Here is a 25,454-nt window from a genome sequence, read left to right on the forward strand (position 1 = left end):
CGCCGATTTCCCCGTACTTGCAGTTGACAAAGGTGTCCGCGACGCCGCAGGTCAATCAGTCGCGCCTCTGGTTGTGGTCTTCAACCGCCGATTCTCGCGCCCCCCGCTGAAATTCCGCTGAAATTCCGCTGAATTGTCGCGACTATTGCTTAAGTTGATGTTCGCAATTTATGATCCCGGCCGTAGTTGATCACCTTTATCGCGAACGTGAGGGCGATGACTGTGTTACGTGGGCTGGCCGCGTGGACCGTGGCGTTGACGCTCTCGGCCGGGGCGCTGATCTCCGCCACTGGGGCGGCGGCGGACCCGGTGATCCCATCCGACGAGGCGGCCACCGCCAAGGCGCGCGAGTCGGGCGGCAGGGTCGAGATCCTCTCCAAGAGAAGTGAGAGCCGGGAGGTCTTCGCCAACCCCGACGGGAGCTTCACCGCGGTCGAGCACCTGCGGCCGGTCAGGGTCCGGCGAGGAGACGGCTGGGTGGCCCCGGACCCGACGATGGACAGACGCCCCGACGGCTCGATCGGGCCGCGTGCCGCGACGGTCGGGCTCGCGGTGTCCGGCGGCGGGGACGCGCCGCTGGCCCGGCTGTCGTACGCGGGCCGCTCCATCGCGCTCACCTGGCCGGGCCGGCTGCCCAAGCCGGAGCTGCGCGCCGACACCGCCCTCTACGCCGAGGTGCTGCCGGGCGTCGACCTGCTCGTCAGGGCCGAGGTGGACGGCTTCGCGCACACGCTCGTCGTCAAGGACCGCGCGGCGGCGGCCAGTCCGGCCCTGGCCAAGGTGGCCTTCGGGCTGCGCGCGGAAGGGCTCGACGTGACCAAGCGCGACGGCCGGCTCACGGCCGCCGACCGCGCCGGCGGCGGCGAGGTCTTCGAGGCGCCCGGCGCGATCATGTGGGACTCCGGGGAAGGGGCCGCGCCGGACGAGCTGGCCAAGGGGCCGGCGCCGCTGTCCCGGGTGGCCGGGATGGACACGGCGGTAGCGGGCGGAAGCCTCACCCTGACCCCCGACCTGGCCATGATCAACGACCCCGCCACCCGGTTCCCGGTCTACATCGACCCGGTGTGGAAGACGGTCAAGGCCTCGGCCTGGGCGTACGTCTCCAGGGCGCACCCCAGCTGGTCGTTCTACAAATTCGGCGGAGAGGACACGGCGGGCGTGGGCCTGTGCGAGGCCGACAGCCGATGCGAGCCCTCCGACGTCAAGCGCCTGTTCTACCGCATGCCGACCAGCTCCTACGCCGGCAAGCACATCATCTCGGCCACGTTCACCGCCCGCGAGACCTGGTCGTACTCCTGCGACGCCAGAGAGGTGCAGCTCTGGCGGACCAAGGGCTTCACCGAGAACTCCACATGGAACTCCACCTCCGACAACTGGCTGGAACACCTCGACACCCGCGACGTGGCCAAAGGCCGGCCGGGCTGCGCGGAGGGCAACGTGGAGTTCAACGCCCTGCCCGCGGTCAAGGACGCGGCGGCCGGCAGGTGGTCGACGACGACGTTCGGGCTGAAGGCGGCCGGCGAGGGCGACAAGTACGGCTGGAAGCGCTTCGCCGACGACGCCTACCTGACGGTCAACTACAACACCCCGCCGCCGCAGCCCAAGCAGTCGAACCTGTCGATGAACCCGGGGGGCCGGTGCGTGCACGACAACCCGCCGGCCGTGAACGTACCGCCGGAGCTGCGGGCCGTCCTGTACGACCCGGACTCGCAGGAGGCGAAGAAGGTCTCCGCCAGGTTCAGGGCCGTCTGGGACGGCGAGGTCAAGTGGGTCTCCTCGCTGATCGGCCCGCTGACGTCGGGATCGGTCTTCAAGACGACCATGCCCTCGTCGATCCCCAAGAACAAGACCATCGCCTGGGGGGTCCAGACCTACGACGGCTACGAGTACAGCCCGTGGAGCTTCGCGGGCAACGCGACCGCCTGCTACTTCACCTATGACTCCAGCAAGCCCGCGGCCCCGGTCGTGACCTCGGCCGACTACCCCGAGTCCACGGGTGAGGACCCCGACCCGTGGTACGACGGCGTCGGCAGGTACGGACGCTTCACCGCCGACTCCGCCGACAACGACGTCACCCGGTACGTCTTCGACGTCGGCGGCAAGCTGATCGAGCGCAAGCCGTCCGCCCCCGGTGGCCCGGTGACCCTCGACCTCGCCCCCTCCCACTCCGGCCCCAACGCCATCGGCGTCCAGGCGTTCGACGCGGCCGGCAACAACAGCGCCATCCGCGGCTACCTGTTCAAGGTCAAGGCGGGCAGCCCGGCCAAGGCCGAGTGGCCGCTGGACGACCCCGAGAACGCCACCCAGGTCGCCGACGCGACGGGCGCCTTCCCCGCGGCTGTCCACGGCGGGGTGACCCTGGGCATGGACGGCATCACCGGCACCGCGATGCAGGTCAACGGCACCTCCGGCTACGCGAGCACGGCCGGCCCGGTGCTCGACACCACCAAGAGCTTCGCGGTGTCGGCCTGGGCCAGGCTGCCGGACGACAAGCAGGGCCGCGCGGGCGTCGTCGCCACCCAGATCGGCAACGTTCGTCCGGGCTTCGAGCTCTACTACTCGGCCTCGTACGACCGGTGGGTCTTCAACCGCTTCAGCGCCAACACCGCCGATGCCACGATCACCAGGGCCACCGGCACGGCCGCGCCCCAGGGCGGCGAGTGGGCACACCTGGTCGGCGTGTACGACGCGGTGGCCAAGGAGATCAAACTCTACGTCAACGGCCGGCTCCAGCAGGCCACGCCGTTCACGACGCCGTGGCAGGCGAGCGGCGTCATGCAGATCGGCGCCGGCGCCTACGACGCGCAAGCCCGCTCGTTCTTCTCCGGCGAGATCGACGACGTGCGGGCCTTCGACCGCATCGTCACCGAGGACGAGGTCGGCGAGCTGTTCAGCCGCCACCCAGTGGTCAAGGCCCGGTGGCGGCTGAACGACTCCGCCTCGGCCGTCCGCCAGAGCGCGGCCCACTGGAAGCTGGACGAGGCCGCGGGCGCCACGCGGGCCGAGGAGGTGGGCGGGCGGCACCCGGCGAACAGGTCGGGCGGCGTCACGTTCGGGGCCGCGGGCAAGGTCGGCACGGCCGCCGGCCTCGACGGGACGAGCGGCCACCTGAAGACCGCGGGACCGGTCCTGGACACCATGAAGAGCTTCTCGGTCACCGCATGGGCGAGGCTGCCCGCGACCAAGCCCACGCACGCCTCGGTGATCGCCACGCAGGCCGGCGCGGGCCAGCGCAGCGGGTTCGAGCTGTACTACTCGGCCTCGTACGACCGCTGGATCTTCAACCGGTACACCGGCGACACGGCGGCCGCGGCGGCGGTGCGGGCGCAGTCCACGGCGGTGCCGCAGCCCGGCGTGTGGACCCACCTGACCGGCGTCTACGACGCCGCCTCCAAGCAGATCAAGCTGTACGTCAACGGCAGGCTCAACACCGTCACCCCGTTCACCACGCCGTGGCAGGCCACCGGTCCCGCGATGATCGGCGCCGGCTGGTACGGCTCGGCCGGGCAGTTCTTCACCGGCGAGATCGACGACGTGCGCGTCTTCGACCAGATCATCACCGACTCGGAGATTGCCACGCTGGCCGGCGGCTCCCCGCTGACGATCGCGGCCGACGACACCGCTTCGGGACGGCACGTCACGCTGTACGGCAACGCGCTGATCGACCAAGGCGCCGGCTGGGTCGGCACGCCGCCGGGCGGCCTGGTGCTGGACGGCGCCGGCGACTACGCGGCCACCGCCGCGCCCGTCGTGCGCACCGACGAGAGCTTCACCGTCGCGGGCTGGGTGACCACCGCGGGGCGGCCGGACCGGGCGGCGGCGGTCTTCAGCCAGGAGGGTGCGGTCAACAGCGGTTTCGTGCTGCGCTACCGGCCCGACGACGCCGACCCGGCGGGCGCGGGCGGGTACGAGATCGAGATGCCGGACGCCGACGCCGCGGGCGCGGACCGGCCTGCGGCGCGGCACTCGGCCTTCCAGTCCGGTTTCTCCTGGGACCACGTGGCGCTGGTCTACGACGCCTTCCAGGACGAGATGCGCCTGTACGTCAACGGCGAGCTGGAACAGACAGAGGAACGCGTGTCCTGGCGCTTCGACGTACGCGGCTTCCACGCGGGCAAGGGCCTGCAGCTCGGCCGGGCCAAGAGCGACGGGGCCTGGGGCGAGTACTGGCCAGGAGTGATCGACGACGTGTGGGCCTTCCAGGGGATCGCGACGGAGGAGCAGCTCCAGATGCTCGCCGGCGGCACCGAACTGGACGTGACGCTGTGAGGAGGCAGGCCATGAAGAGGTTGACCGTCTTGCCGGCGCTCGTCGTCGTGGCCGCGATGCTGGTCGCCACACCGGCCTCCGCCGAGGCAGGCCCGGGCCGGCCGGAGGTGCGCAGCGCCGAGCGGGTCGTCAGGGGCGAGCCGCTGGCGGCCGAGCCGCGCAAGCCCGACCCGGCCAAGGAGCCGGCGTCCTGGCCGCGGCCGGGCGCCGCCGTGCTGCGGGCGTCGGGCGGAGCGAAGGTGACCAAGCACGGCAGCGGGCTGCTGTTCAGCCTGAACGCCGCCGCCCGTACCGACGTCGAGCTGGACTACTCCCGGCTGGCGGCGGCGTACGGCGGCGCGTACGGCAGCAGGTTGCGGCTGGTGCGGCTGCCCGCGTGCGCGCTGACCACCCCCGAGCAGGCGGCCTGCCGCACCGGCACGCCGGTGGCCGCCCGCAACGACACCGAACGCCGCGTCCTGACCGCGACGATCCAGCCGGGGGACTCCGGCGCCGCGTCCGTCCGAAGCGGCGCGGAGACGGTGCTGGCGGCGGTGGCCGGAGCCTCCGGCGAGCAGGGCGACTACACGGCGAGCAAGCTCTCGCCGTCGGCGACCTGGAACGTCTCCGAGCAGAGCGGCGACTTCGCCTGGTCCTACCCGATGCGGGTCCCCCCGGTGCCGGGCTCACTCACCCCCGAGCTGGAGATCTCCTACTCGTCGGGCAGCGTCGACGGCCGCACGTCCAGCACCAACAACCAGCCCTCCTGGATCGGCGAGGGCTTCGACCTGTGGCCCGGCCACATCACCCGCGCCTACAAGCCGTGCGCCGACGACGGCGCCCCCAAGGACGAGTGGGGCAACTCCCCAGGCGACCAGTGCTGGGCCTACGACAACGCCACCATCGCCTGGAGCGGCGGGGCCGGCGAGCTGATCCAGGCCGCCGACGGCACCTGGCGGATCAAGGACGACGACGGCACCAAGGTCGAGCGGCTCAAGGACACCGGCAAGGGCAACGGCGACGACGACGGCGAGTACTGGAAGGTCACCGCGACCGACGGCACGCAGTACTTCTTCGGCCTCAACCGGCTGCCCGGCTGGTCGAGCGGCCGCCCCGAGACCGGCTCGACCTGGACCGCCCCCGTCTTCGGCGACGACGCGGGCGAGCCCTGCCACGGCGCCTCGTTCGCCTCCTCCTGGTGCGACCAGGCCTACCAGTGGAATCTGGACTACGTCGTCGACCCCCTCGGCAACGCCATCACCTACTTCTACTCCCAGGAGACCAACCGCTACGGCCGCAACCTCAAGCCCGCCGACGACACCGCCTACGTCCGCGGCGGCTGGCTGGACCGGATCGAGTACGGCCACCGCTCCGACACCCTGTTCACCGCGAAGGCCCCGGCCCGCGTGCTCTTCGGCGTCTCCGAGCGCTGCCTGCCGGCCGACGGCTTCGACTGCGCCCCCGGCAAGATCGGCGACAGCCCGACACGCTGGGCCGACGTGCCCTGGGACCTGAACTGCGCGGCCGGCACCGAGTGCAAGGACGACCACGGCACGGTGGCCCCCAGCTTCTGGTCCCGCAAGCGGCTGACCAAGGTCTCCACCCAGGTGCTCAAGGCCGACGGCGGCTACCGCGACGTGGACGCCTGGGCCGTCGACCACCGCTGGGGCGACGCCGACATCGACCGTGCCCTCCTGGTCAAGTCGATCAAACACACGGGCCAGGCCGCCGGCCCGGCCGTGGCGCTGCCGTCGGTGACGTTCAACCACGTCCAGCTCCCCAACCGGCTGGACAAGATCGGCGACGACATCGCCCCGTTCGTGAAGTACCGCGTCGGCGCGATCTACGACGAGTCCGGCGGCCAGATCGACGTCAGCTACTCCGGCACAGACTGCGCGCTCGACGCGCTGCCCAAGCCGGAGACGAACACCCGCAGGTGCTTCCCGGTCAAGTGGACCCCGGCCGGGTACGAGGACCCGATCACCGACTGGTTCCACAAGTACGTCGTCACCAGGGTCGTCAAAGCCGACAGGACCGGCGGCGCGCCGGACATGCTCACCGACTACGAGTATCTGGGCGGCGCGGCCTGGCATTTCGATGACGACGACGGCCTGACCAAGGAGAAGAACAAGACGTGGTCGCAGTGGCGCGGCTACGGCCACGTTCGCGTCAGGACCGGCGGCTGGAACGACCCCCGCTCCCAGACCGACCGCCTCTACCTGCGCGGAATGGACGGCGACCGGCTCAACGCCGCCGGCGGGGCCAAGCAGGTGGCGGTCCCCGACGGCGAGGGTGGCACGCACACCGACCACGACGCGTTACGCGGCTTCCCGCTGAAGGAGATCGTGTTCGACCGGCCGGGCGGGACGCCGGAGCTGAAGACCGTCAACACCCCGTGGCGGCACCAGACCGCCGCCCGGACCAGGAGCTGGGGCACCGTCACGGCCAACCTCGTCGACGTCGGCAAGAGCCGCAGGTGGGAGCTGATGGACGGCGGCTCCTGGCGGCAGAGCGAGATCGCCAACGCCTACGAGACCACGGCGGGCCTGCCCACCCAGGTCGACGACAAGGGCGACCTGTCCACGGCCGCCGACGACAAGTGCACGCGCACGTCGTACGCGACCGACAAGGGCGCCTGGCTGCTCGACTTCCCCACCCGCGAGGAGACGGTCTCGGTCGCCTGCGCGACCACCCCGGATCGCGGCAAGCACGTCGTCGAGGACGTCCGCACGACCTACGACCAAGGCACGCTCACCAAGGGCCTGGTGACGAAGGTCGAGGAGATCGCCGCGCACGACGGGACCACCGCCTCGTATGTCGCCAAGGAGGCCACCACCTACGACGGCTACGGCCGGGCGCTGACCGTCAAGGACGCCCTCGGCAACGTGACGACCACCGCCTACACCGACACCGCGGGCCTCAACACCCAGGTCAAGGTCACCCGTCAGGCGGACGCCGCCACCGCGCACACCACCGTCCGCCACCTGGACCCGGCCTTCGGCCTGCCCACGGCCGAGATCGACGCGGGCGGGCTGCGGACTGAGCTCTCCTACGACGCGCTCGGCCGGCTGGCCAAGGTGTGGCTGCCCGACAGGTCGGGCGACACCGGCCAGAACCCCAACATGGAGTACAGCTACCAGACGGCCGAGGGCAAGATGGCCGCCGTCGGCACCAGGAGGCTGACCGCCGACGGGGGACAGAGCGCGCCGGCGTACGAGCTCTTCGACGGTTTCCTGCGCCCCCGCCAGACGCAGGAGCCCGGCCCCGATGGCGGCCGGCTCATCGCGGACACGCTCTACGACGCGCGGGGCAACGTCGCCCGCACCTACGAGCCGTACTACTCCACCGGCGCGCCGTCCACCACGCTGTTCGGCCCGTACGAGGGCAACGTCGAGGCGCAGAACGCCTTCGAGTACGACGGGCGCGGGCGCGAGACCGTGGAGCGGTTCCTGACCGGCAACGGTGACACCGGCGAGAAGTGGCGTACGGTCACCTCCTACGCCGGCGGCCGGGTGAGCGTGGACCCGCCGACCGGCGACACGCCGGTCACCACGCTGACCGACGCCCACGGCCAGGTCGTGGAGCGCCGCCAGTACCGGGGCGACGGGCCCAGCGGAGACTACGACAAGACCGCCTACACCTACACGCCGGCCGGGAAGCTCGCCACGATCACCGACCCGGCGGGCAACACCTGGACCCGCCACTACGACCTGCGCGGAAGGGAGATCCGGACCGACGACCCCGACCGCGGCACGACCAGGACGACCTACGACGACCTCGACAGGGTCGTCTCCGTCACCGACGCCCGCGGCAGGACGGTCTTCACCGCCTACGACGGCCTCGGCCGCAAGACCGCGACCCGCGACGGCTCGGCGACCGGCCCGGTCATCTCGTCCTGGACGTACGACACCGTCCGCAAGGGCCTGCCGGCGGGCTCCACCAGAACGGTGGACGGGCGGGCGTACACCAGGACCGTCAACGCCTACGACACTCTGAACCGCCCGATCCGCACCACGATCACCATCCCGGAGTCCGAGGGCGCCCTGGCGGGCTCATATGCCTTCGACACCCGCTACAAGCTCGACGGCACCCTCCAGTCGACCGGCTTCCCCGCCGCCGGCGGCCTGCCGGCCGAGACCGTCGTCCACTCCTACGACGAGCTGCTCCGTCCCACCACCACCGGCTCCAACCTCGGCTCGTACGTGACCCGCTCCCAGCACAGCCTGACCGGCAGACCGGAGCAGTACGAGCTGACCACCGGCGCCAAGAAGTCCTGGCTGACCTACACCTACGAGTACGGCACCCGCCGGCTCCAGTCCTCGCGCGTGGACCGCGAGGGCGTCGAGCGGCCCGACAGGAACACCGCCTACTCCTACGACGCCGCGGGCAACATCCTGCGGGTCTCCGACGCCGGCACGGACACGCAGTGCTTCACCTACGACCACCTGCGTCGGCTGACGGAGGCGTGGGCGCAGCAGGCTGAGACCTGCGCGGCCACGCCGAGCACGGGGGTGCTGGGCGGGGTGGCGCCGTACTGGCAGTCGTTCTCCTACGACCTGACCGGCAACCGGACCAAGGAGGTCGAGCACGGGGTCGGCGGCGCGGCCGACGTCGTACGCGACTACGCCTACCCGGCCGCCGGGCAGTCCCGCCCGCACGGCGTCACCTCCGTCACGCAGGGTCAGCGCACCGACTCCTACTCCTACGACGCCGCCGGCAACACCACCGCCCGCCCCGGCCAGGTGCTCGAATGGGACGTCGAGGGCCTGCTGACCAAGGTCACCCAGGGCGCCCAGGTCACCTCGTTCGTCCACGACGGCGACGGGGAGCGGCTCATCCGCCGCGAGCCGGGCGCGACGACGCTCTACCTGCCCGGCATGGAGCTGCGCCTGGCCACCGGGGCGACCAGCCCGCAGGCCAGCAGGTACTACACCCACGAGTCGGCCATGGTCGCGGTGCGGCGGCCGAGCGGCGTGCACTTCCTGGCCGGCGACCACAACGGCACGAGCGAACTGGCCGTGAACGCCGCCACCCAGGAGGTCACCCAGCGCCGCTTCAAGCCCTTCGGCCAGCTCCGCGGCACGGCCGCCGGGGCCTGGCCGGGGGAGAAGGGGTTCGTCGGCGGCACCGACGACACCTCGATCGGGCTGACGCGGCTGGGGGCACGCGAGTACGACGCGGCGCTGGGCCGCTTCGTCAGCGCGGACCCGGTGGTCGACTTCATGGACCCGCAGCAGATGAACGGCTACGCCTACGCCAACAACAGCCCGCTGACCTTCACCGACCCCGACGGGCTGCTGGTGAAGAAGAAGGTGCCCCCGAAGGTCGGGCCGCCCAAGAAGAAGATCCATACCCCTGCCCGCCCTCGGTTCAAGAGCTGGGGCGACGCCAAGTGGAGGTGGAGCCCCATCGTCCGCAAGGGCGGCTCCTCCAAGATCTCCTCCGGCCGCCCGCAGCCGAAGAGGCTCCCCCAGCCGACCCCGCCGGTGTTCAGGGGAAAGAACACCGACATCATCAAGCCCTATTGGCACAATTACGTGTCCCCAGCGATGGGAATCGTCGAGAGGGCCATGCGCAGGTTGCCCGACCTCTGGGGAAGTGCGGCGGAACGCATGGATAAGATCGGCGCGCGCGTGGGGTGGGCCGGGAATGTGGTCGGCTTCGTGGACGGGATCTATTCGGAGTGGAAGGAAGACGCCGATCGGGACGACATGAGCGTGGCGTACCGGATCGCCCGTGGAAGCATACGCGGCTCGATAACGACGGGCTGGAGCTTGGTCGGCGGGATGGGCGGCGCGGCAGCCTGCGGCGCCACGGGCCCCGGCGCCTTCGTGTGCGGCACAACCGGCGCAACCGCGATGGGAAACCTTGGCGGTTACTACGCGGACGGGTTGCTGGCGATAGAGGAGCGGCTGGGAGTGTTCAACCGCGTCGAAGACGGCGTCGGGGCGGTCGTCGACGCCGTCCGCGGACTCTGGTGAACCGGCGCTCGGGGGCCGGCGGGGAGCCCCCGAGCGCCGCCAGGCGCCGGCGCTGCCGGAGGTCGGCCGGCGGAGCTCACTGGACGCTCCAGGCCTCCTTGCGGGGCGGATAGGCGAAGGTCTGCGTGCCGGCCCAGTCCTCTCCGACGACGCGGTAGTCGTGGGCGGCTTCGCTCGCGGCGTGGTCGCGGCCGATGTCGATCGTGTCGGCCGTCGACCAGACACCGTCGACCTCGTGCTCCACGGTGTAGAGGAACTCGTTGAAGCCCGAGGGGGACACGCACGTGGTGACGATGGTGAGCGAGCCCCGCCCCCTCGTCAGATCCGGCGGGATGGTGACGATCTGGTCTCTCCACTTGTAGATACCGTCCTCGAGCAGCGGTCGCCATTCCGCGGCCGGGCTCCCGTTGACGGTGATGGTGGCCTGTTGCAGCCCGACGCCCGCATCCAGCCGGCGGGTCAGCCGTACGCCCGTGTTCGCCGGGCTGACCCTCACGGTGAACCGGCTCGATCCTCCACGAGGGAACGCACGACCATCGTCACTGACGATGTGGGCGGGGTTGACGATGTGGCCAGGCACGCCTTCGGACGCGCCGGGTTGCGGCGTCGCCCGTTGAGCGATGACGACGCCCAGGATCGCCGCGGCTGCCGACACGGCCACCGCTGCGAGCAGGGTGGCTCGGCGCCGACGCCACCTGGCGGCACGGGGCGTGTCCGTGGTGCCAGGTTCGGTCATGGCCTGGGTGGCGATCTCCCTGGACCCGGCGGGCAGCTGATGGACCCGCACCCGCTCCCACGCCCGTTCCCATGCCGGAAGCCGATGGTCGGGAACGCGGCATCCCCGGAGGAACGCCACCATCACCGCCTTCTTGGGGAAGCGACGGCCGGCCAGCATGTCGGCGCAGGTGGAGCGGGGCAGCCGCGTCCCGCCCGCCCGGTCCGCCCGGGTCTGAAGCTCCCGAAGTGACACGTCGGCCCGCGCGAACTGCTCGGCCAGCAGTTTCACCAGATCCTCGGGAGAGGTCACCGACTCCAGCCCGCCCTCGGTCGCCTCCGCGGCGGGCCGAGGGTCTTGGTCGCCTTGGGGGGCCTCGCTCATCGTTCCCAGACCTTGTCCTCTCCTGACCGGCCCGTTCGGCCGCGCCCGCTGCGACAGACAGTGTATGGGTAATCGCTCTACGTGTCCGGGCCCTCGCTCCCGCTCTGGTCGCCGGGACCGTACAGGCGCTCGATCGCCTCGGCCTGCCGGGCGGCGAACCAGGCCCGATCGCGCGCGCCCTGCGACAGCCCGCCGGGCCGCTCCCCGTCGTGCCTGGCGTACTCCTCGGCCCACAGCCCCGTCTTCACCCTGCTCAGCAGGTTGCCCATGCCGGGCCGCCGCCGCAGCCGGCGCAGCGCGCCCACGTCGAGCTCGGCGGCGGCCACCAGCGACTCGCCCGCGCCCGCCTGGGCGAGCACGCGTCCCTGGTGGTCGAGCACCTCGGAGCCGCCGTTGGTGGAGTCGCCGGGGATCGGGATGCCCCTCAGGCCGCCGCTGTTGGCCGAGACCACGTAGGCCAGGTTCTCGGCGGCCCTGGCGCGGCGGGCGATGGCCTTCGGGGTCAGCGCCGGCGAGGAGGCCTCGGAGGTGGGGTGGCAGAAGACCTCGGCGCCGCGCAGGGCCAGCGCGCGGGCCAGCTCGGGCATGAGGATCTCCTCCGAGGCCAGCACCGCCAGGTTGCCGATCTCGGTGCGGGCCACCGGCAGCACCCCGTCGATGCCGTAGACCTCCAGGTAGCGCTCCCACACGTCGTACGGGCTCGGCGTGAACATCGAGTGCAGCCTGCGGTAGCGCAGGACCGGCGCCCCCTGCGGAGAGAGGATCACCGACGCCTGGAAGTACAGCTCGGGGAAGTGCTCGTCGCGCTCGTAGGCGTTCACGCACAGGTAGACCTCGTGCCGGGCGGCGATCCCGGCCAGCGCCTCGTACTCCGGGCCGCCGGGGTCGAGCGCGGCCTTGTCGCGCCACTCGGCGAAGCTCTCGCGCATCGGGAAGCCGGTCAGCACGTACTCGGGCAGCACCACCAGGCGCAGGTCGCGGCCCAGCCACGCCTTGCTGCCGCCGACCTGCTCGGCGATCCGCCCGATGGCGGCGCGGATGGCGGCCCTGGGGTCGGCGGCGGCGTTGACGGCCCTGGTCTCCATCTGGAGCGCCAGGGCCGTGCAGGCGGTCATGAGCGCCCGTTGGCCGCGCACCAGGCCGGCCAGGTGGTGGCGCCCTTGCCGAGCTGCTTGTTGTAGAAGGAGCTCCAGGAGTTCTCGCTGGCGCCGGGCGCGGTGGGCGCGGCCTTGAAGAGCGGGTAGTTCGTTTCGACCTCGGCGCGCAGCCACGGCTCGATCTCGGCGTAGGAGCTCAGCGACCAGCTGCGGGCGTGATAGGTGAGCTGGCCGCGTACGTCGCTCTCGGCCAGGCACATGAACGGCGCCCACGGGCTCGTCCGCGCCCAGCTGATCTTCGTCTCCATGGCCCCGGAGGGGACGGTGCCCGGAACGGTCCTGGCGGCCGCCTCGCGCTCGTCCACGGAGAAGTCGAACATCTCCTGGGCCGCGTACACGCCGCCCACCAGGCCGAACCGCTCGCCGAGCGTGGCGCCGAAGTCGGTGCGTACGGGGATGTCACTGGTCCACACGTTCTCATCATGCAACCGGCGCACCGGCGGGCCCACGTAGGAGGAGGTGATGTTGAACGGGCCGAAGTTCACCGTGTCGTTGTTGATGGGGATGACCGGGTAGGTCTTCTGGTCGATCGGGTTCTTCCATTCCCGCAGGACCCGCGTGGGGTCGGCGGGGTCGGTGTAGAAGACGATCTCGCGGGAGAGCTGGTAGAGCTGCGTCGTGTCCGGCACCCGGTACAGGCGCCTGATGTTGTAGCCCTCGATGTTGAACAGCTTCTGGCCGTGCCGCATCGACGGGTCGAGGCTGTTGCCCTCGATGTTGGCGTACACGCTGCCGGAGATCCGGAAGACCATGTCCTTGCCGTCGGGACGGCCGAAGGTCTGGAGCGAGAGCAGGCCGCTGCGATCGGTGACCGTCTTGTAGACCGGTCCCGGATTCGTCGGGTCGGCGGGCTTGCTGTCGTCGGCCGCGGCGCCTGGAGCGGTCACGCTCAGGAAGAGGGCGGCAAGGGCTACAGACCGGAGGATATTGCGCTTGAGCATGGGTCCGCTCCGAACACTTAGGCGAGTGAGCGAGCCCAATGTGATCATGTCGCGCTCGGCGCTGTCCATCTCGCCCCAGAAAACTGCAATGGACTCCAAATTTGGAGTAGACTCCAAGCATGGTGGAGGGGCTCCGGGAGCGGAAGAAACGGCAGACCCGGCAGCGCATCATCGGCGTGGCCATCGGCCTGTTCGTGGAGCGCGGCTTCGAGCACGTCACGATCGCCGAGGTCGCGGCGGCCGCCGAGGTGTCGGTGAACACCGTCTACAACTACTTCCCGGCCAAGGAGGATCTCGTCCTGCCGCCGGAGGAGGCCTCGCCGCACCGGCTGGCCGACATCGTGCGGGAGCGCCCGCCCGGCCAGTCGGCGGCCGGGGCGGTGCTGGCGCGGCTGCGCGCGGAGGTGCGCGGGCGCGAGCGCCAGGTGGGGCTGACGGAGGGGTTCGGGCGGGTGCTGGAGATGATGCGGGCCGCGCCCACGCTGGCCGCCCGGCTCGACGACCTCGGCCGCCGGATGACCGACGAGCTGGCCGTCGTGCTGGCCGAGGAGACCGGGGCGGCCGAGGGCGATCCGCTGCCGCGCGTGGCGGCCTGGCACATCGGGTGCCTGCACGCGCTGGTCTACGCCGAGATCGGCCGGCGCACGGTCGCGGGCGAGCGGCCCGACGCCATCGCCGCCGCCGTGCTGGAGCTGATGGATGTCGCAGAAGGGCTGCTGGGCGAGCGTGTCCTGGCCTATGCCGTACGAAAGGGATGACCGTGTTCAGGGTGACGATCAGGGGCAAGTTCAAGGGGCTCGACGACGCCGGGCGGGCCGCCGTGCTGGCCGCGAGCGGCGCGGCGTACACGGAGGCCGGGACGTTCACCCATGACGCGGGCGTCACGGCGTTCACCTTCCGCTGCCAGGTGCCCGCCGGGCCCGACGACGGCGAGGACGAGGCGGCGCTGGGGGCGATGGCGGCGCTGGAGGAGCACGGGCATCCGTACGAGATCCTGCAGCTCGCGGTGACCGACATGCGTGACATCAAGGTGCGACGTCGCCGCTGATCTCAGATCTGGGATACATTCTCTTATGTGAGACAGATGAGGGAGGTCGAGGTCCGGCTCGCCGGGCGGCTCGCGGAGCTGCGCGTCGAGCGGGGCTGGTCGCTGGAGGAGCTGGCGAGCCACTCGGGGATCAGCCGCTCGACGCTGTCGCGGCTGGAGCGGGGCGAGATCAGCCCGACCGCGGCCCTGCTGGGCAGGCTGTGCGCCGTCTACGGGCGGACGATGTCGCGGCTGCTGGCCGAGGTGGAGTCCGAGCCGCCGCAGCTCGTCCGGGCGGGGGCGCAGGCGGTGTTCCGGGATGAGGAGTCCGGGTTCGTCCGGCGTACGGTGTCGCCGCCCCATCCCGGGATGCGGGGCGAGGTCGTGGAGGGCAGGCTGCGGCCGGGGGCGGACATCTCGTACGACGCGCCGCCGGTGCCCGGGCTGGAGCAGCACATCTGGGTGCTGGAGGGGTCCGTGGAGATCACCGCCAACGGTCACACGCACACCGTGGAGGCGGGCGACTGCCTGCGCTTCCGCCTGTGGGGGCCCTCCCGCTTCCGCTGTCCCGGCCCCGGCCCGGTCCGGTACGCCCTCCTGATCGTCCTCCCATGACCTCACTGAAAGACCCTGGAGGAATCCCATGCCCGCCATCGAGCGCCTGACCGCCGAGGGCTTCGACGCCGGCGTCAAGGAGCTGGCCGGCCTGCTGGTCGACGCCGTGGACGGCGGCGCGTCCGTGGGCTTTCTCGCACCGTTCGGCCACGAGGAGGCCGCCGCCTGGTGGCGGTCCCAGGCTCCGGCGGTGGCCGATGGCAGCCTCCTGGTGTGGGTGTGCCGCGACGGCGGCGCCGTCACAGGCCCAGTCATCGGCACCGTGAGCCTCGCCCTGGCGAGCAAGCCGAACGCCCGCCACCGCGCCGAGATCGTCAAGCTGATGGTCCACCGCGAAGCCCGGGGCCGGGGCCTGTCGCGCGCCCTGCTGGCCACCGCCGAGCGGGCCGCCCTCGACGCCGGGGCGGACCTGCTGCTCCTGGACACCGAGACCGGCAGCACCGCCGAGCACGTCTACCGCACCGGCGGCTGGACCCGCTACGGCATCGTCCCCGACTACGCCGGCTCCCCGGACGGCACGCTCCAGGACTGCAGCTTCTTCTACAAGAAACTCACAGCGTCTGGGTGAGCGTATCGAGGTCGGCCAGCCGCTCGGCGGGGGCCAGGCGGGCGGCCGCGGCGACGAGCAGCAGCTCGGTGACGGCGATCTCGTGGGCGAGCGGCGCGATCGGCCCGGCGGCCTCGCGCGGCAGCCTGATCAGCACCTCCGCCTCGGCGGCCAGCGGCGACTCCCACGCGTCGGTGACGAGCACCAGCCGCGCGCCCCGGGCGCGCGCGGCTTTGACGAAGCGGGCGGTGCCGGCGGAGTAGCGCCGGAAGTCGTACGCCACCACCGCGTCGGCCCCCTTCAGATCCAGCACGGTACGCGCCCGGGCCTGCGCGGAGTCGGGCACCCGGTGCGCGCCGGGCCGAAGGCTGGCCAGCTGGCGGATCAGATATTCGGCGGCCAGCTCGCTCAGCGGCCCGCCCAGCGCCCACACCGTCCTGGCCTCGGCGAGCAGGGCCGCGGCCGCGTCGAGGAGCGGGTCCGTGGCGGCGGCGAGCGTGCCGTCCAGCCCCGCACGCAGGTCCTCGGCGGCCTGCCGCAGCTCGGGACTGGTGGCGGGGGAGTCAGGTGCGCGCGAGACGAACTCCAGCAGCCGCGACCGGTCCCGCGCCCCGTCCCGCACCGCGGCCTGGAAGTCGGCGAACCCGCCGTACCCCAGCCGGTCGAACAGCCGCGACGCCGTGGGCGGGCTCACCCCGGCGCGCTCGGCCAGCGCCCGCAGGGAGCCCAGCGCCGCGAACGGATAGTCGTCGAGCAGCACCCGCACGATCGCCCGCTCCCCGGGCGGCAGCTCGGGATAGACGGCGCTGAGACGGTCGGCCACCGGATCGTTCTCCACAATGACAAATGTTACATCAAACCCTATTACCCGGCTTGACGAAACGAATGTTACGGTGCTGGACATGAGAACCTGGCACGGTCTGATCGACAGCGACTACCGGCGCTGGCTGCCGGTCACCGCCGACACCCCCTCCATCTCGCTCAACGAGGGCAACACCCCGCTCCTGCGCTCCGCGCACCTGTCGGAGCTCACCGGCTGCGAGGTCTGGCTGAAGGTCGAGGGCGCCAACCCGACGGGCTCGTTCAAGGACCGCGGGATGACGGTGGCGATCAGCAAGGCCGCCGAGGCCGGGGCACAGGCCGTCATCTGCGCCTCCACCGGCAACACCAGCGCCTCGGCCGCCGCCTACGCCGCCCGCGCCGGGGTGACGGCCGCCGTGCTGGTCCCCAAGGGACGCATCGCGCTCGGCAAGCTGAGCCAGGCCGTACGCTACGGCGCCGAGATCGTCGAGATCGACGGCAACTTCGACGACTGCCTGCGCGTGGCCCGCGAGCTGGCCGCCCACCACCCGATCGCGCTGGTCAACTCCGTCGGCAACGAGCTGCGCCTGGCCGGGCAGCGCACGGTCGCCTACGAGATCGTGGACGCCCTCGGCGAGGCGCCCGACGTACACTGCCTGCCGGTCGGCAACGGCGGCAACATCACCGCCACCTGGGGCGGCTACCGCAACTACCACGGCGCCGGCCTGGCCGGGCGGCTGCCGCGCATGTGGGGCTTCCAGGCGGCCGGAGCGGCCCCGCTCGTCCACGGCGCTCCCGTGGCGGCTCCGCGGACGGCGGCCACCGCGATCAGCGTGGGCAACCCGGCCACCTGGGACGGCGCCGTGGCCGCCCGCGACGAGTCCGGCGGGCTGATCGAGGCGGTGACCGACGAGCAGATCTTCGCCGCGTACCGGACGCTGGCCCGCCGCGACGGCGTCTTCGCCGAGCCCGCCTCGGCGGCCGGCGTCGCGGGCCTGCTCGACCGGCACGAGCGGGGCCTGCTGGAGCCGGGCCTGCGGATCGTGATCACGCTCAGCGGCAACGGCCTGAAGGACCTGGACGCCTCCCTGCGCGACGGCTACACCTCGACGGAGACCTCCTCGTCCGCCTCCGACGTGGCACGGGCCCTGCGCCTGGCGGCCTGACCGGAGCTGTGGAGAAGGTATCGATCGGCCGCAGAGGAACGCACGGAAAGTTGTGGGATCCCTCCATGCCTGGAGTGTGGGGTTCTGGTGTGGGATCGTCCCCATGATGGATGCATCGAAGCGGCGCGGGTTCCCCACGGGCGACCTGGCGCGGGTGGCCGTGTTCGCGGCGCTGATCGCGGTGCTGGGCGTGCCCGGCTCGCTCAACCTGTTCGGCAACGCGGTCCCGGTCACGCTCCAGACGCTCGGCGTGATGCTGGCAGGGGCGATCCTCGGCACGTGGCGGGCCGCGCTGGCCGTGGTGGTGCTGCTCGTGCTGGTCGCCGCCGGCCTGCCGCTGCTGGCGGGCGGGCGCGGCGGGCTAGGCGTGTTCGCCATGCCGTCGGCCGGATACCTGATCGGCTGGATCCCCGGCGCGGCGGTGACCGGCTGGCTCGTCGAGCGCGCGGGCCGCGACCCGGGGGTCCTCCAGCTGATGGTGGCGTGCCTGGTGGGCGGGATCGGGGTGATCTACCTGTTCGGCATCCCCGTCCAGTCGCTCGTCACGGGGGTCTCTCTGAGCGCGACGGCGGCGTCCAGCCTCATCTTCCTGCCCGGCGACCTGATCAAGGTGGTGCTGGCGTCCGTCGTGGTCAGGGGCACGCAGCGGGCCTACCCGGACGCGGTCCCGGCCGTGCACCGCGAACGGCTGCGCTCCGGTGGGGGGCGTTGACCGCTCGATGCCCGTAGCACAACACGTGATGCGGCACGCCGCCGAGCGCCCTTCGCGCCCGGCCGTGTGCGGCCCCCAGGGCGAGCTGACCTACGCCCAGTTCGCCGAACGGATCCACGGCGCCGCCCGTCACCTGCTCGGCCGCGGGATCGGCCCCGGCACGCCGGTCGCTCTCGGCCTGGCGGACCCGGTCGAGCTGCTCACCGCCGTGCTCGCGGCCGACCTGGCGGGCGCGACGCCGCTGGTGGGCGACCCCGCCTGGGGCCGGGAGCGGTGGTCGAGCGTCGCCGCCGGGCTCGGCTTCCACGTGGACGCGCCGCTGCCCGGGGCGGCGGGTCCGGCGGTGCGGCACGATCCGCAGCCCGGGGACCGGGCGTGGGCGTGCTTCAGCTCTGGCAGCACCGGCCGGCCGCGCGCCGTCGTGCGCACGCGCGCGTCGTGGACGGAGTCGTTCCCCCACCTCGGCGAGCTGGCCGGGATCGGCCCTGACGACGTCGTGCTGATCCCGGGCCCCCTCGTCTCCAGCCTGTACGCCTTCGCCGCCGTCCACACCCTGGCCACCGGGGCGACGGCCCTCCTCCCCGGCCGCCGGCCCTCCCGCGCGCTGCGCGGCCTGCTGGCCAGGGCCACGGTCGTGCACCTGGTGCCGCACCAGCTGCCCGACGTGCTGGAACACCCGGGAGCGCTGCGCGTGGCCGTCGTCGGCGGCGCGGCCCTCGACCCCGAAACGAGGGCGGCGGCCGTCCGGGCGGGGGTCCGGGTCGTGTCCTATTACGGGGCGACGGAGCTGTCGTTCGTGGCGGTGGACGCCGACGGGGGCGGGCTGCGCCCCTTTCCGGGCGTGGAGATCGAGGTCAGGCCCGCGGGCCCGCCGGGCGGCGGGCTCGGCGAGGTGTGGGCGCGGTCGCCGTGGCTGGCCGAGGGATATCTGGGCGACGCCGCGGGCCCGCTGCGCCGGGACGCCGGCGATTGGGCGACCGTGGGCGACGTGGCGGAGCCGTACCGGGTAGGAGAGGTGCTGCGGGTACGCGGCCGGGGGGACGGCGCGATCCAGACCGGGGGCGCCACCGTCGTGCCCGAGGACGTCGAGGAGGTGCTCAGGAAGGTGCCCGGCGTGTGGGACATCGTCGTGATCGGCTCGCCGCACCCGTCTCTGGGCGCGGTGGTCACGGCGGTCATCGAGGCCGAGTGCGCCACGCCGCCGCCGCGCGCGCTGCTCGAGGCGACGGCCAGGGGCGGCCTGGACGAGGCGCAGCGGCCCCGCCGCTGGTACGCGGTGCCGAGCCTGCCGCGCACCCAGACGGGCAAGCCCGCCCGCGCCCAGGTCGCGGCCCGGCTGGCGGGCGGCGACCCCGACATCAGGCGGCTGATCTGACATGCGCGACTCCGACCCGCGCCGCGAACCCTCGACCCGGAGCCTCGGGGACGAGCCCGTCGTCGTGGCGGCCCGGCGCACCCCCATCGGGACGGCCGGGCACGCGTTCAAGGGCGTGACCGTCGATCGGCTGGCCGCGCCCGTGATCGCCGCCGTGGCGCGCGAGCTGGCCGGGCGGCGGGTGGACGACGTGGTGCTGGGCAACTGCATGGGGCCCGGCGGGAACATCGCCAGGGTGTCGGCCCTGGCGGCGGGCCTGGGGCACGAGGTGCCCGGCCTGACGGTCGACCGGCAGTGCGGCAGCGGGCTGGCCGCGATCCTGGTGGCCGGCCAGGCCGTCCGGGCGGGCGAGATGGACCTGGTGATCGCGGGAGGCGCGGAGAGCGCCTCGACCGCGCCGCTGCGTACCCATCGGGGCGCGACGGAGCCGTACCCCAGGGCGCCCTTCGCCCCGCACGGTCGCCCCGACCCCGACATGGGGCCGGCCGCCGAGGCGCTGGCGGCGGCGCGCGGCGTCAGCCGGGCGCGCCAGGACGCCTACGCCTGCCGCAGCCACGCCAGGGCGCTGGCCGCCCGCGAGGCGGGGCGGTTCAAGGAGGAGATCGTCCCGATCGGCGGGCGCTCCGACGACCAGCGGCCCCGGCCGCTGCGGGCGGCGTCGCTGGCCCGGCTGCCCGCGGCGTTCGTGGCGGACGGTACAGTGACGGCCGGTAATTCCTCCCCGGTCAGCGACGGCGCCGCGGCCGTGGCCATCGTGCCCGAGCGGCTGCGCGCGGGCCTGCCGGGGATGCGGCTGGTGGCCGGGTCCGTCGTCGGGTGCGATCCCGAGCTGCCCGGGTGGGGTCCGGTGCCGGCGGTGCGGCGGGTGCTGGCGCGTGCGGGGGTGGAGTTGGAGCAGGTCGCGGCGGTGGAGATCGTGGAGGCGTTCGCGGCGCAGGTGCTGGCCGTCACCGACGCGCTCGGGATCGACGCCCTGGACGACGATCGGGTGTGCGCCGACGGCGGCGCGCTGGCGCTGGGGCATCCCTGGGGCGCCACCGGCGCGGTCGTGGTGACCCGGCTGTTCAGCCGCCTCGTGCGCGGGGGCGCCCCGCCGGGGACGCTGGGCCTGGCGGCGGCCGCGGTGGGCGGCGGGCTGGGCGTGGCCGCCCTGTTCGCGGTGGTCGGCCCCGGCCGGGACGCCGGTCTCCGGGACGGAGCGCGGGCGTGATCGAGTTCGCCGACGTGCACGTACGCCTGGGCACCCGCGACGTCCTCAACGGCGTCACCGCGGCCCTGCCCGAGCGGCGGATCGGCGTGGTCGGCGCCAACGGCTCGGGCAAGAGCACCTTCGCCCGCCTGATCAACGGCCTGGCCCTGCCCACCTCGGGCAGCGTCACCGTGCTCGGCCTCGACACCCGCCGCCACGCGGCCAGGATCAGGCGGGGCGTCGGGTTCCTGTTCACCGACCCGGACGCGCAGATCGTGATGCCCACCGTGGCCGAGGACGTGGCCTTCTCCCTGCGCCGCAAGGGCCTGGCGCGCGAGGAGGTCGAGCGGCGCGTACACGACGTGCTCAGCCGGTACGGCCTGGCCGGGCACGCCGACCACCCCGCCCACCACCTGTCGGGCGGCCAGAAGCAGCTGCTCGCCCTGTGCTCGGTCATGGTCCTCGAACCGGACATCCTCGTCATGGACGAGCCGACCACCCTGCTGGACCTGCGCCACTCCCGCCAGGTCGCCGACCTGCTGCGCGAGCTGCCGCAACAGGTGCTGGCGGTCAGCCACGACCTGCCGCTGCTGGCCGACTTCGACCGCGTACTCGTGCTCGACCAGGGCCGCGTCGTCGCCGACGGCACCCCGGACGAGGCCATCGCCCACTATCGGAAGATCATGTCGTGAACGGCCTCACCGGCGCCTACGTCCCCGGCTCCTCGCCGCTGCACCGGCTCCCGGCCGGGGCCAAGCTGGCCGGGCTGGCGCTGGCGTGCACGGGGCTGGTGCTGCTGAGCTCGCCACTGGCGCTGGCCGGCGCGGCGGTCGTGACGGCGGGCCTCTATGCGCTGTCCGGGGTCGGCGCGGCGGCGGCGTGGGCGCAGGTCAGGCCGGTGCGGTGGTTCGCGGTGGGGCTGTTCGGGATGCAGTGGGTGCTCGTGGATCTTCCGGGGGCGGTGTCCACGACGCTGCGGGTGGTGCTCGCGGTCGCGCTGGCCGGGCTGGTCACGCTCACCACCCGCACCTCGGCCATGATGTCGGCGCTGGAGCGCTGCCTGTCGCCGGCCAGGTTCGTGAGGCTGGACCCGTTCCGGCTGTCGTTGCTGCTGTCGCTGACGGTACGCAGCGTGCCCGTCGTGGCCGCGCTGGCCACCCGAGTCCGGGAGGCCCAGCGGGCCAGGGGCGTCGAACGCAGCTTCCGGGCCTTCGCCGTGCCGCTGGTGGTCGGCTCCCTCCGGCACGCCGACGCCCTCGGCGAGGCCCTGAGCGCCCGCGGCCTGGACGACTGAGTTTATCCCAGGTTTGACTTATATAAGGCTGTCCTGAAACAATCAGGTCGTGCACGCATTCGACGTCCTCGGCGATCCGGTCCGGCGGCGCATCCTGGAGCTGCTCGCCGCCGGTGAGCAGAGCTCGGGGGAGCTCACCGGCGTCATCCAGCGCGAGTTCGGCATCTCCCAACCGGCCGTCTCCCAGCACCTGCGGGTGCTGCGCGACAACGGCTTCGCCAGCGTACGAGCCCAGGGCACCCGCCGGCTCTACGCCGTCGAGCCAGGGCCGCTGCAGGAGGTCGATCTCTGGCTGGAGCGATTCCGTGGCTTCTGGACCCAACGACTGGACGCGCTGGCGACGGAGCTGGCCCGCGGCAAGCGCGAGCGCCGCATGAACGAAAAGGACACCTGATGGATTTCGTGGACGAGCTGCTCAAGGCGCAGCGCGAGCTGAAGGACGGCGACGTCAAGATCGTCGTGCTGCGACGGCACTACGACGCCGAGGTCGAGGACGTCTGGGACGCCTGCACCGACGCCGAGCGCCTGTCCCGCTGGTTCCTGCCCGTGAGCGGGGACCTCCGGCTCGGGGGGACGTACCAGCTCCAGGGCAACGCGGGCGGGGAGATCCTGCGCTGCGAGCCGCCCAACCTGCTGAAGGTCAGCTGGCTGTTCGGCGAGAACCCCGGCTTCTCCGAGGTGGAGGTGAACCTGTCCGCCCAGGACGGCGGCACCCTGTTCGAGCTGCGCCACAGCGCCGAGGTGCCGCCGGAGTTCTGGGGCCGGTTCGGGCCGGGCGCGACCGGCGTGGGCTGGGACCTGGCGCTGCTGGGCCTGGCCCTGCACCTGTCGACCGGGGGAGACACCGGGGTCGACGCGGCCACGTTCCACGAGACCGGCGAGGGGCGGCGCTACATCACCGAGAGCGGCCGGGCCTGGGGCGAGGCCCACCTGGCCGCGGGCGGCCCGCCCGATGAGGTAGCTGCCAGCGTCGCTGCGACCACCGCCTTCTACGCCCCGGAATAGGGCGCCTGGTCGCGGAGGGCGAGGACGGCCCAGGCGCGGCGCCGCCGAGAGCGGGAGAGGGATCATCCGGCTACTGCGACCGATCCCTGCTCCGCTCTCCAGCGCGTGGGGGCGGCAGCCGGATGACCAGCTTCTTGTCGCGCGCAAGCCGGTGCGCCACCTCGTTGAGCCGGGTGCAGACGTCCTTGATGTTCTGGTGGGCCTTGTCGCGCTCGGAGATGATCGCGGCGAGCAGCAGCGCGGTCAGCGCCGCGGAGCCGTTGAAGGCCTGGAGGGCGATCATGTTGAGGAGGAGGCCGTGCTGGGCGAACGGGCCGGAGTGCTGCGCGGCCGAGACGATCGCCACCGTCGACGCGATCAGCGCGCAGGCTGCGGCCCCGAGGAGCTGGAAACGCAGCGCGGACCAGATCAGGAAGGGGAAGACGAGGAAGAGCAGGTTGATGGGGGCCACGGTCGCCACCAGCGTGACGAGGAGGGTGCCCAGCAGCAGCGCCGCCCCTTCGACCCAGCGGAGCGGGTGGACGTTCCACGGCATCCGGGTCGTGCGGATCGCGAGCAGGAACGGCGTGACCACGAGCACGCCCATCGCGTCGCCCGTCCACCACACCGACCACGCGGGCCAGAACTCGCCGGGCCGCAGCCCGCCGGCGAGCACCAGCGAGCCGGCGCCCACGGTCGGGCTGACCAGCATCCCGGCGAAGGCGCCGAGGAACACCAGGGCGAGCGCGTCACGCAGCCGGTCCAGTTCGATGCGGAAGCCCACGCGCTCGAGCAGGAGGTAGGCGCAGACCGGCGCGAGCGTGTTCCCCGCGGAGATGCCCAGGACGGCCCCGATCGTCGGCCCGATCGACACGTTGACCAGGAAGGCGCCGAGGGTGATGCCCGGCCAGACCCGGAGGCCGAGGAGGAGCAGGGCGGCCAGCGCGATTCCCGTCGAGGGCCACAGCGGCGTCACCTGCCCTCGGACCAGCTGTTGTTGCAACCCCAGCTTGCCGGCGACGAAATAGGTGATCGCGACGGCGAGAATTTTCACGGCCGTCATGGCATGATCCCGTAGCCCATACTGGACGGCCACAGCCCTCATAGGAACACCTCCGGCCCCACCGAATCGGCGCCCGGTCTGGCGCGTACCGCCGCAACAGTCGTCTCTGCCCTCACCTGGCCGTACAGTCTTGGATGACCGGCCTTGTTTCAAACTAGTCATAATCCCACCAGGTGGGACCCAATGCCGGGTAATCGACATATACGTCAAAAGCGATATCGCCATAGAAAAAGGAAAAGATGCCCCGTCGCGGTGAGATTCTTTTTTATCCGGTGCGTCTCGGGGCATGATGCTGGCAGAGGCCGTTGATCGAGTGATCTGTATTCGCCGCAGCCCTGCACCTGGGCCCCGTGCGCACTTACCGCCGCCCTCGTCAGCCTTCGCCGTACGCCTCGGCGAACACCGAGAGCGCGACGTCTGGCCGGCAAGCGGCCACGATCCTGATGTCCGGCTGCCCAAGAGCCTCTATGGCGTGCTCACGGCAGGCCGATACGGGCCCGTGACCGAAGTCAGGGTGCCAGAGTTCCACAATCGGCTCCGAGGCGCAGTCGTCGGTCCCGCAGGCGAGGTCCTCGCGGATCACCAGGGACGAATGGCTGTTCATGGCCGCGTACGCGTCAGCAGTCAACGCCGCAAGCAGCCCCTTCGCACGCGCCGCGGTGCGCTCGGCAGGCGAGGGAGCACCCACCGCCACCGCATGCGCGTCCACTAGCGCCATGTCGAAGACGTCGAGGCGTTGCGCCGGCGATGTCTGCTCGATCTCGTCGAGCCGGCCCCGAAGGGCGGCCAGGCGTGGCGCTTGTTCTGATGTCTCCTCTGATGCCATGAGCACGGCACGGACACACTGCACGAACTGGTCCCCGCGGCGGTTCCACCAGGTGAGCTTGCGCTGTCGTTCATCACTCAGCCCGGCCAGCCCCGGCCACTTGCGCCGGGCGCCTTGCCTGGTCATCCCGGCCGCGTCCCCGATCGCGGGATAGTCGGCGCCGTACTGTGCCGCCGACAGCGCGGCGGACGCCGCAAGTTGGTCCGCGCTGTCGCGGATCGCCAGCAATGAGGTCAGCGCGGCCAGCCACATCTGCCGCAGGTCCGCGTCCGGCGCATCGGAGCCAGGCCCCGCATCCGGTTGGAGCTGCAGCATTTCCCGTACCGCCGTCCACGCAAGCTGCTCGACGGCGGTGGTCAAATCGGCGCATTGCGCGTCGGACATGTCTCGCACGGCGACCCCTTGACAACAGTTGTTTACGACATCACC

At 72.2% G+C, this 25,454-nt stretch carries 20 protein-coding genes; 14 read left to right on the forward strand and 6 right to left on the reverse strand.

The features are described 5' to 3' along the window. Positions 1–216: 216 nt before the first annotated feature. Complete coding sequence (locus tag H4W80_RS05440; RefSeq protein WP_192784054.1) at positions 217–4,269, forward strand: LamG-like jellyroll fold domain-containing protein; 4,053 nt, start codon at positions 217–219, stop codon at positions 4,267–4,269. Between the two features lie 11 nt (positions 4,270–4,280). Beyond that, positions 4,281–10,229 (forward strand): RHS repeat domain-containing protein, encoded by a 5,949-nt coding sequence (locus H4W80_RS05445; protein ID WP_192784055.1) that lies wholly within the window; start codon positions 4,281–4,283, stop codon positions 10,227–10,229. Positions 10,230–10,305: 76 nt separating this feature from the next. Here H4W80_RS05445 and H4W80_RS05450 read toward each other — a convergent pair whose 3' ends face one another. The 3 genes from H4W80_RS05450 to H4W80_RS05460 all read right to left on the reverse strand — a co-directional run bounded on the left by H4W80_RS05450 (position 10,306) and on the right by H4W80_RS05460 (position 13,372). Beyond that, the gene (locus H4W80_RS05450) at positions 10,306–11,328 is read right to left on the reverse strand and encodes a hypothetical protein (RefSeq protein ID WP_192784056.1); all 1,023 of its coding nucleotides are present in this window, start codon (positions 11,326–11,328) and stop codon (positions 10,306–10,308) included. A gap of 77 nt (positions 11,329–11,405) precedes the next feature. Next, a complete protein-coding gene (locus H4W80_RS05455; protein ID WP_192784057.1) occupies positions 11,406–12,443 on the reverse strand; it encodes a nitrilase-related carbon-nitrogen hydrolase in 1,038 nt (345 codons plus the stop codon). Further along, positions 12,440–13,372, reverse strand: coding sequence for a DUF1838 family protein (locus tag H4W80_RS05460; RefSeq protein WP_318786711.1), 933 nt, complete (start codon positions 13,370–13,372; stop codon positions 12,440–12,442). Before H4W80_RS05460 ends, H4W80_RS05455 begins: the two co-directional genes overlap by 4 nt. A gap of 173 nt (positions 13,373–13,545) precedes the next feature. Between H4W80_RS05460 and H4W80_RS05465 the strand changes: the two genes are divergently transcribed. Genes H4W80_RS05465 through H4W80_RS05480 form a run of 4 tightly spaced genes read left to right on the forward strand, consistent with a single transcriptional unit; the run spans position 13,546 to position 15,636 of the window. Continuing rightward, positions 13,546–14,184, forward strand: coding sequence for a TetR/AcrR family transcriptional regulator (locus H4W80_RS05465; RefSeq protein ID WP_192784059.1), 639 nt, complete (start codon positions 13,546–13,548; stop codon positions 14,182–14,184). Then, the gene (locus tag H4W80_RS05470; protein WP_225963252.1) at positions 14,181–14,474 is read left to right on the forward strand and encodes a DUF6204 family protein; all 294 of its coding nucleotides are present in this window, start codon (positions 14,181–14,183) and stop codon (positions 14,472–14,474) included. The genes H4W80_RS05465 and H4W80_RS05470 overlap by 4 nt, the downstream gene beginning before the upstream one ends. A 36-nt stretch (positions 14,475–14,510) precedes the next feature. Beyond that, on the forward strand, positions 14,511–15,068 hold the full coding sequence (locus tag H4W80_RS05475) for a helix-turn-helix domain-containing protein (protein ID WP_192793294.1): 558 nt from the start codon (positions 14,511–14,513) through the stop codon (positions 15,066–15,068). Positions 15,069–15,096: 28 nt separating this feature from the next. Further along, a complete protein-coding gene (locus H4W80_RS05480; protein ID WP_192784060.1) occupies positions 15,097–15,636 on the forward strand; it encodes a GNAT family N-acetyltransferase in 540 nt (179 codons plus the stop codon). Here H4W80_RS05480 and H4W80_RS05485 read toward each other — a convergent pair. Further along, positions 15,620–16,453: a MurR/RpiR family transcriptional regulator gene (locus tag H4W80_RS05485; RefSeq protein WP_192784061.1), complete on the reverse strand. Its 834-nt coding sequence runs from the start codon at positions 16,451–16,453 to the stop codon at positions 15,620–15,622. The two genes, H4W80_RS05480 and H4W80_RS05485, sit on opposite strands and share 17 nt — an antisense overlap. 64 nt (positions 16,454–16,517) lie before the next feature. Between H4W80_RS05485 and thrC the strand changes: the two genes are divergently transcribed. The 8 genes from thrC to H4W80_RS05525 all read left to right on the forward strand — a co-directional run bounded on the left by thrC (position 16,518) and on the right by H4W80_RS05525 (position 23,157). Next, positions 16,518–17,582, forward strand: a complete 1,065-nt coding sequence (gene thrC, locus H4W80_RS05490) for a threonine synthase (protein ID WP_225963254.1) — start codon at positions 16,518–16,520, stop codon at positions 17,580–17,582. 103 nt (positions 17,583–17,685) lie between these two features. Continuing rightward, on the forward strand, positions 17,686–18,294 hold the full coding sequence (locus H4W80_RS05495) for a biotin transporter BioY (RefSeq protein ID WP_192784063.1): 609 nt from the start codon (positions 17,686–17,688) through the stop codon (positions 18,292–18,294). 7 nt (positions 18,295–18,301) lie between these two features. After that, the gene (locus H4W80_RS05500) at positions 18,302–19,669 is read left to right on the forward strand and encodes a class I adenylate-forming enzyme family protein (protein WP_192784064.1); all 1,368 of its coding nucleotides are present in this window, start codon (positions 18,302–18,304) and stop codon (positions 19,667–19,669) included. 1 nt (position 19,670) lies between these two features. Next, positions 19,671–20,879: a thiolase family protein gene (locus H4W80_RS05505; RefSeq protein WP_192784065.1), complete on the forward strand. Its 1,209-nt coding sequence runs from the start codon at positions 19,671–19,673 to the stop codon at positions 20,877–20,879. After that, on the forward strand, positions 20,876–21,550 hold the full coding sequence (locus H4W80_RS05510) for an energy-coupling factor ABC transporter ATP-binding protein (RefSeq protein ID WP_192784066.1): 675 nt from the start codon (positions 20,876–20,878) through the stop codon (positions 21,548–21,550). Before H4W80_RS05505 ends, H4W80_RS05510 begins: the two co-directional genes overlap by 4 nt. Further along, complete coding sequence (locus tag H4W80_RS05515) at positions 21,547–22,152, forward strand: energy-coupling factor transporter transmembrane component T family protein (protein WP_192784067.1); 606 nt, start codon at positions 21,547–21,549, stop codon at positions 22,150–22,152. Before H4W80_RS05510 ends, H4W80_RS05515 begins: the two co-directional genes overlap by 4 nt. A 49-nt stretch (positions 22,153–22,201) precedes the next feature. Next, on the forward strand, positions 22,202–22,546 hold the full coding sequence (locus H4W80_RS05520) for an ArsR/SmtB family transcription factor (RefSeq protein WP_192784068.1): 345 nt from the start codon (positions 22,202–22,204) through the stop codon (positions 22,544–22,546). Next, a complete protein-coding gene (locus H4W80_RS05525; RefSeq protein WP_192784069.1) occupies positions 22,546–23,157 on the forward strand; it encodes an SRPBCC family protein in 612 nt (203 codons plus the stop codon). Before H4W80_RS05520 ends, H4W80_RS05525 begins: the two co-directional genes overlap by 1 nt. Positions 23,158–23,227: 70 nt before the next feature. Here H4W80_RS05525 and H4W80_RS05530 read toward each other — a convergent pair whose 3' ends face one another. Together H4W80_RS05530 and H4W80_RS05535 are read right to left on the reverse strand one after the other, a co-directional pair. Further along, complete coding sequence (locus H4W80_RS05530) at positions 23,228–24,199, reverse strand: MASE1 domain-containing protein (protein WP_225963255.1); 972 nt, start codon at positions 24,197–24,199, stop codon at positions 23,228–23,230. Between the two features lie 373 nt (positions 24,200–24,572). Next, entirely contained in the window at positions 24,573–25,409 is an 837-nt protein-coding gene (locus H4W80_RS05535; protein WP_192784071.1) for a hypothetical protein, read from the reverse strand. Positions 25,410–25,454 lie beyond the last annotated feature (45 nt).

The organism is Nonomuraea angiospora (assembly GCF_014873145.1).
Lineage (GTDB): Bacteria > Actinomycetota > Actinomycetes > Streptosporangiales > Streptosporangiaceae > Nonomuraea > Nonomuraea angiospora.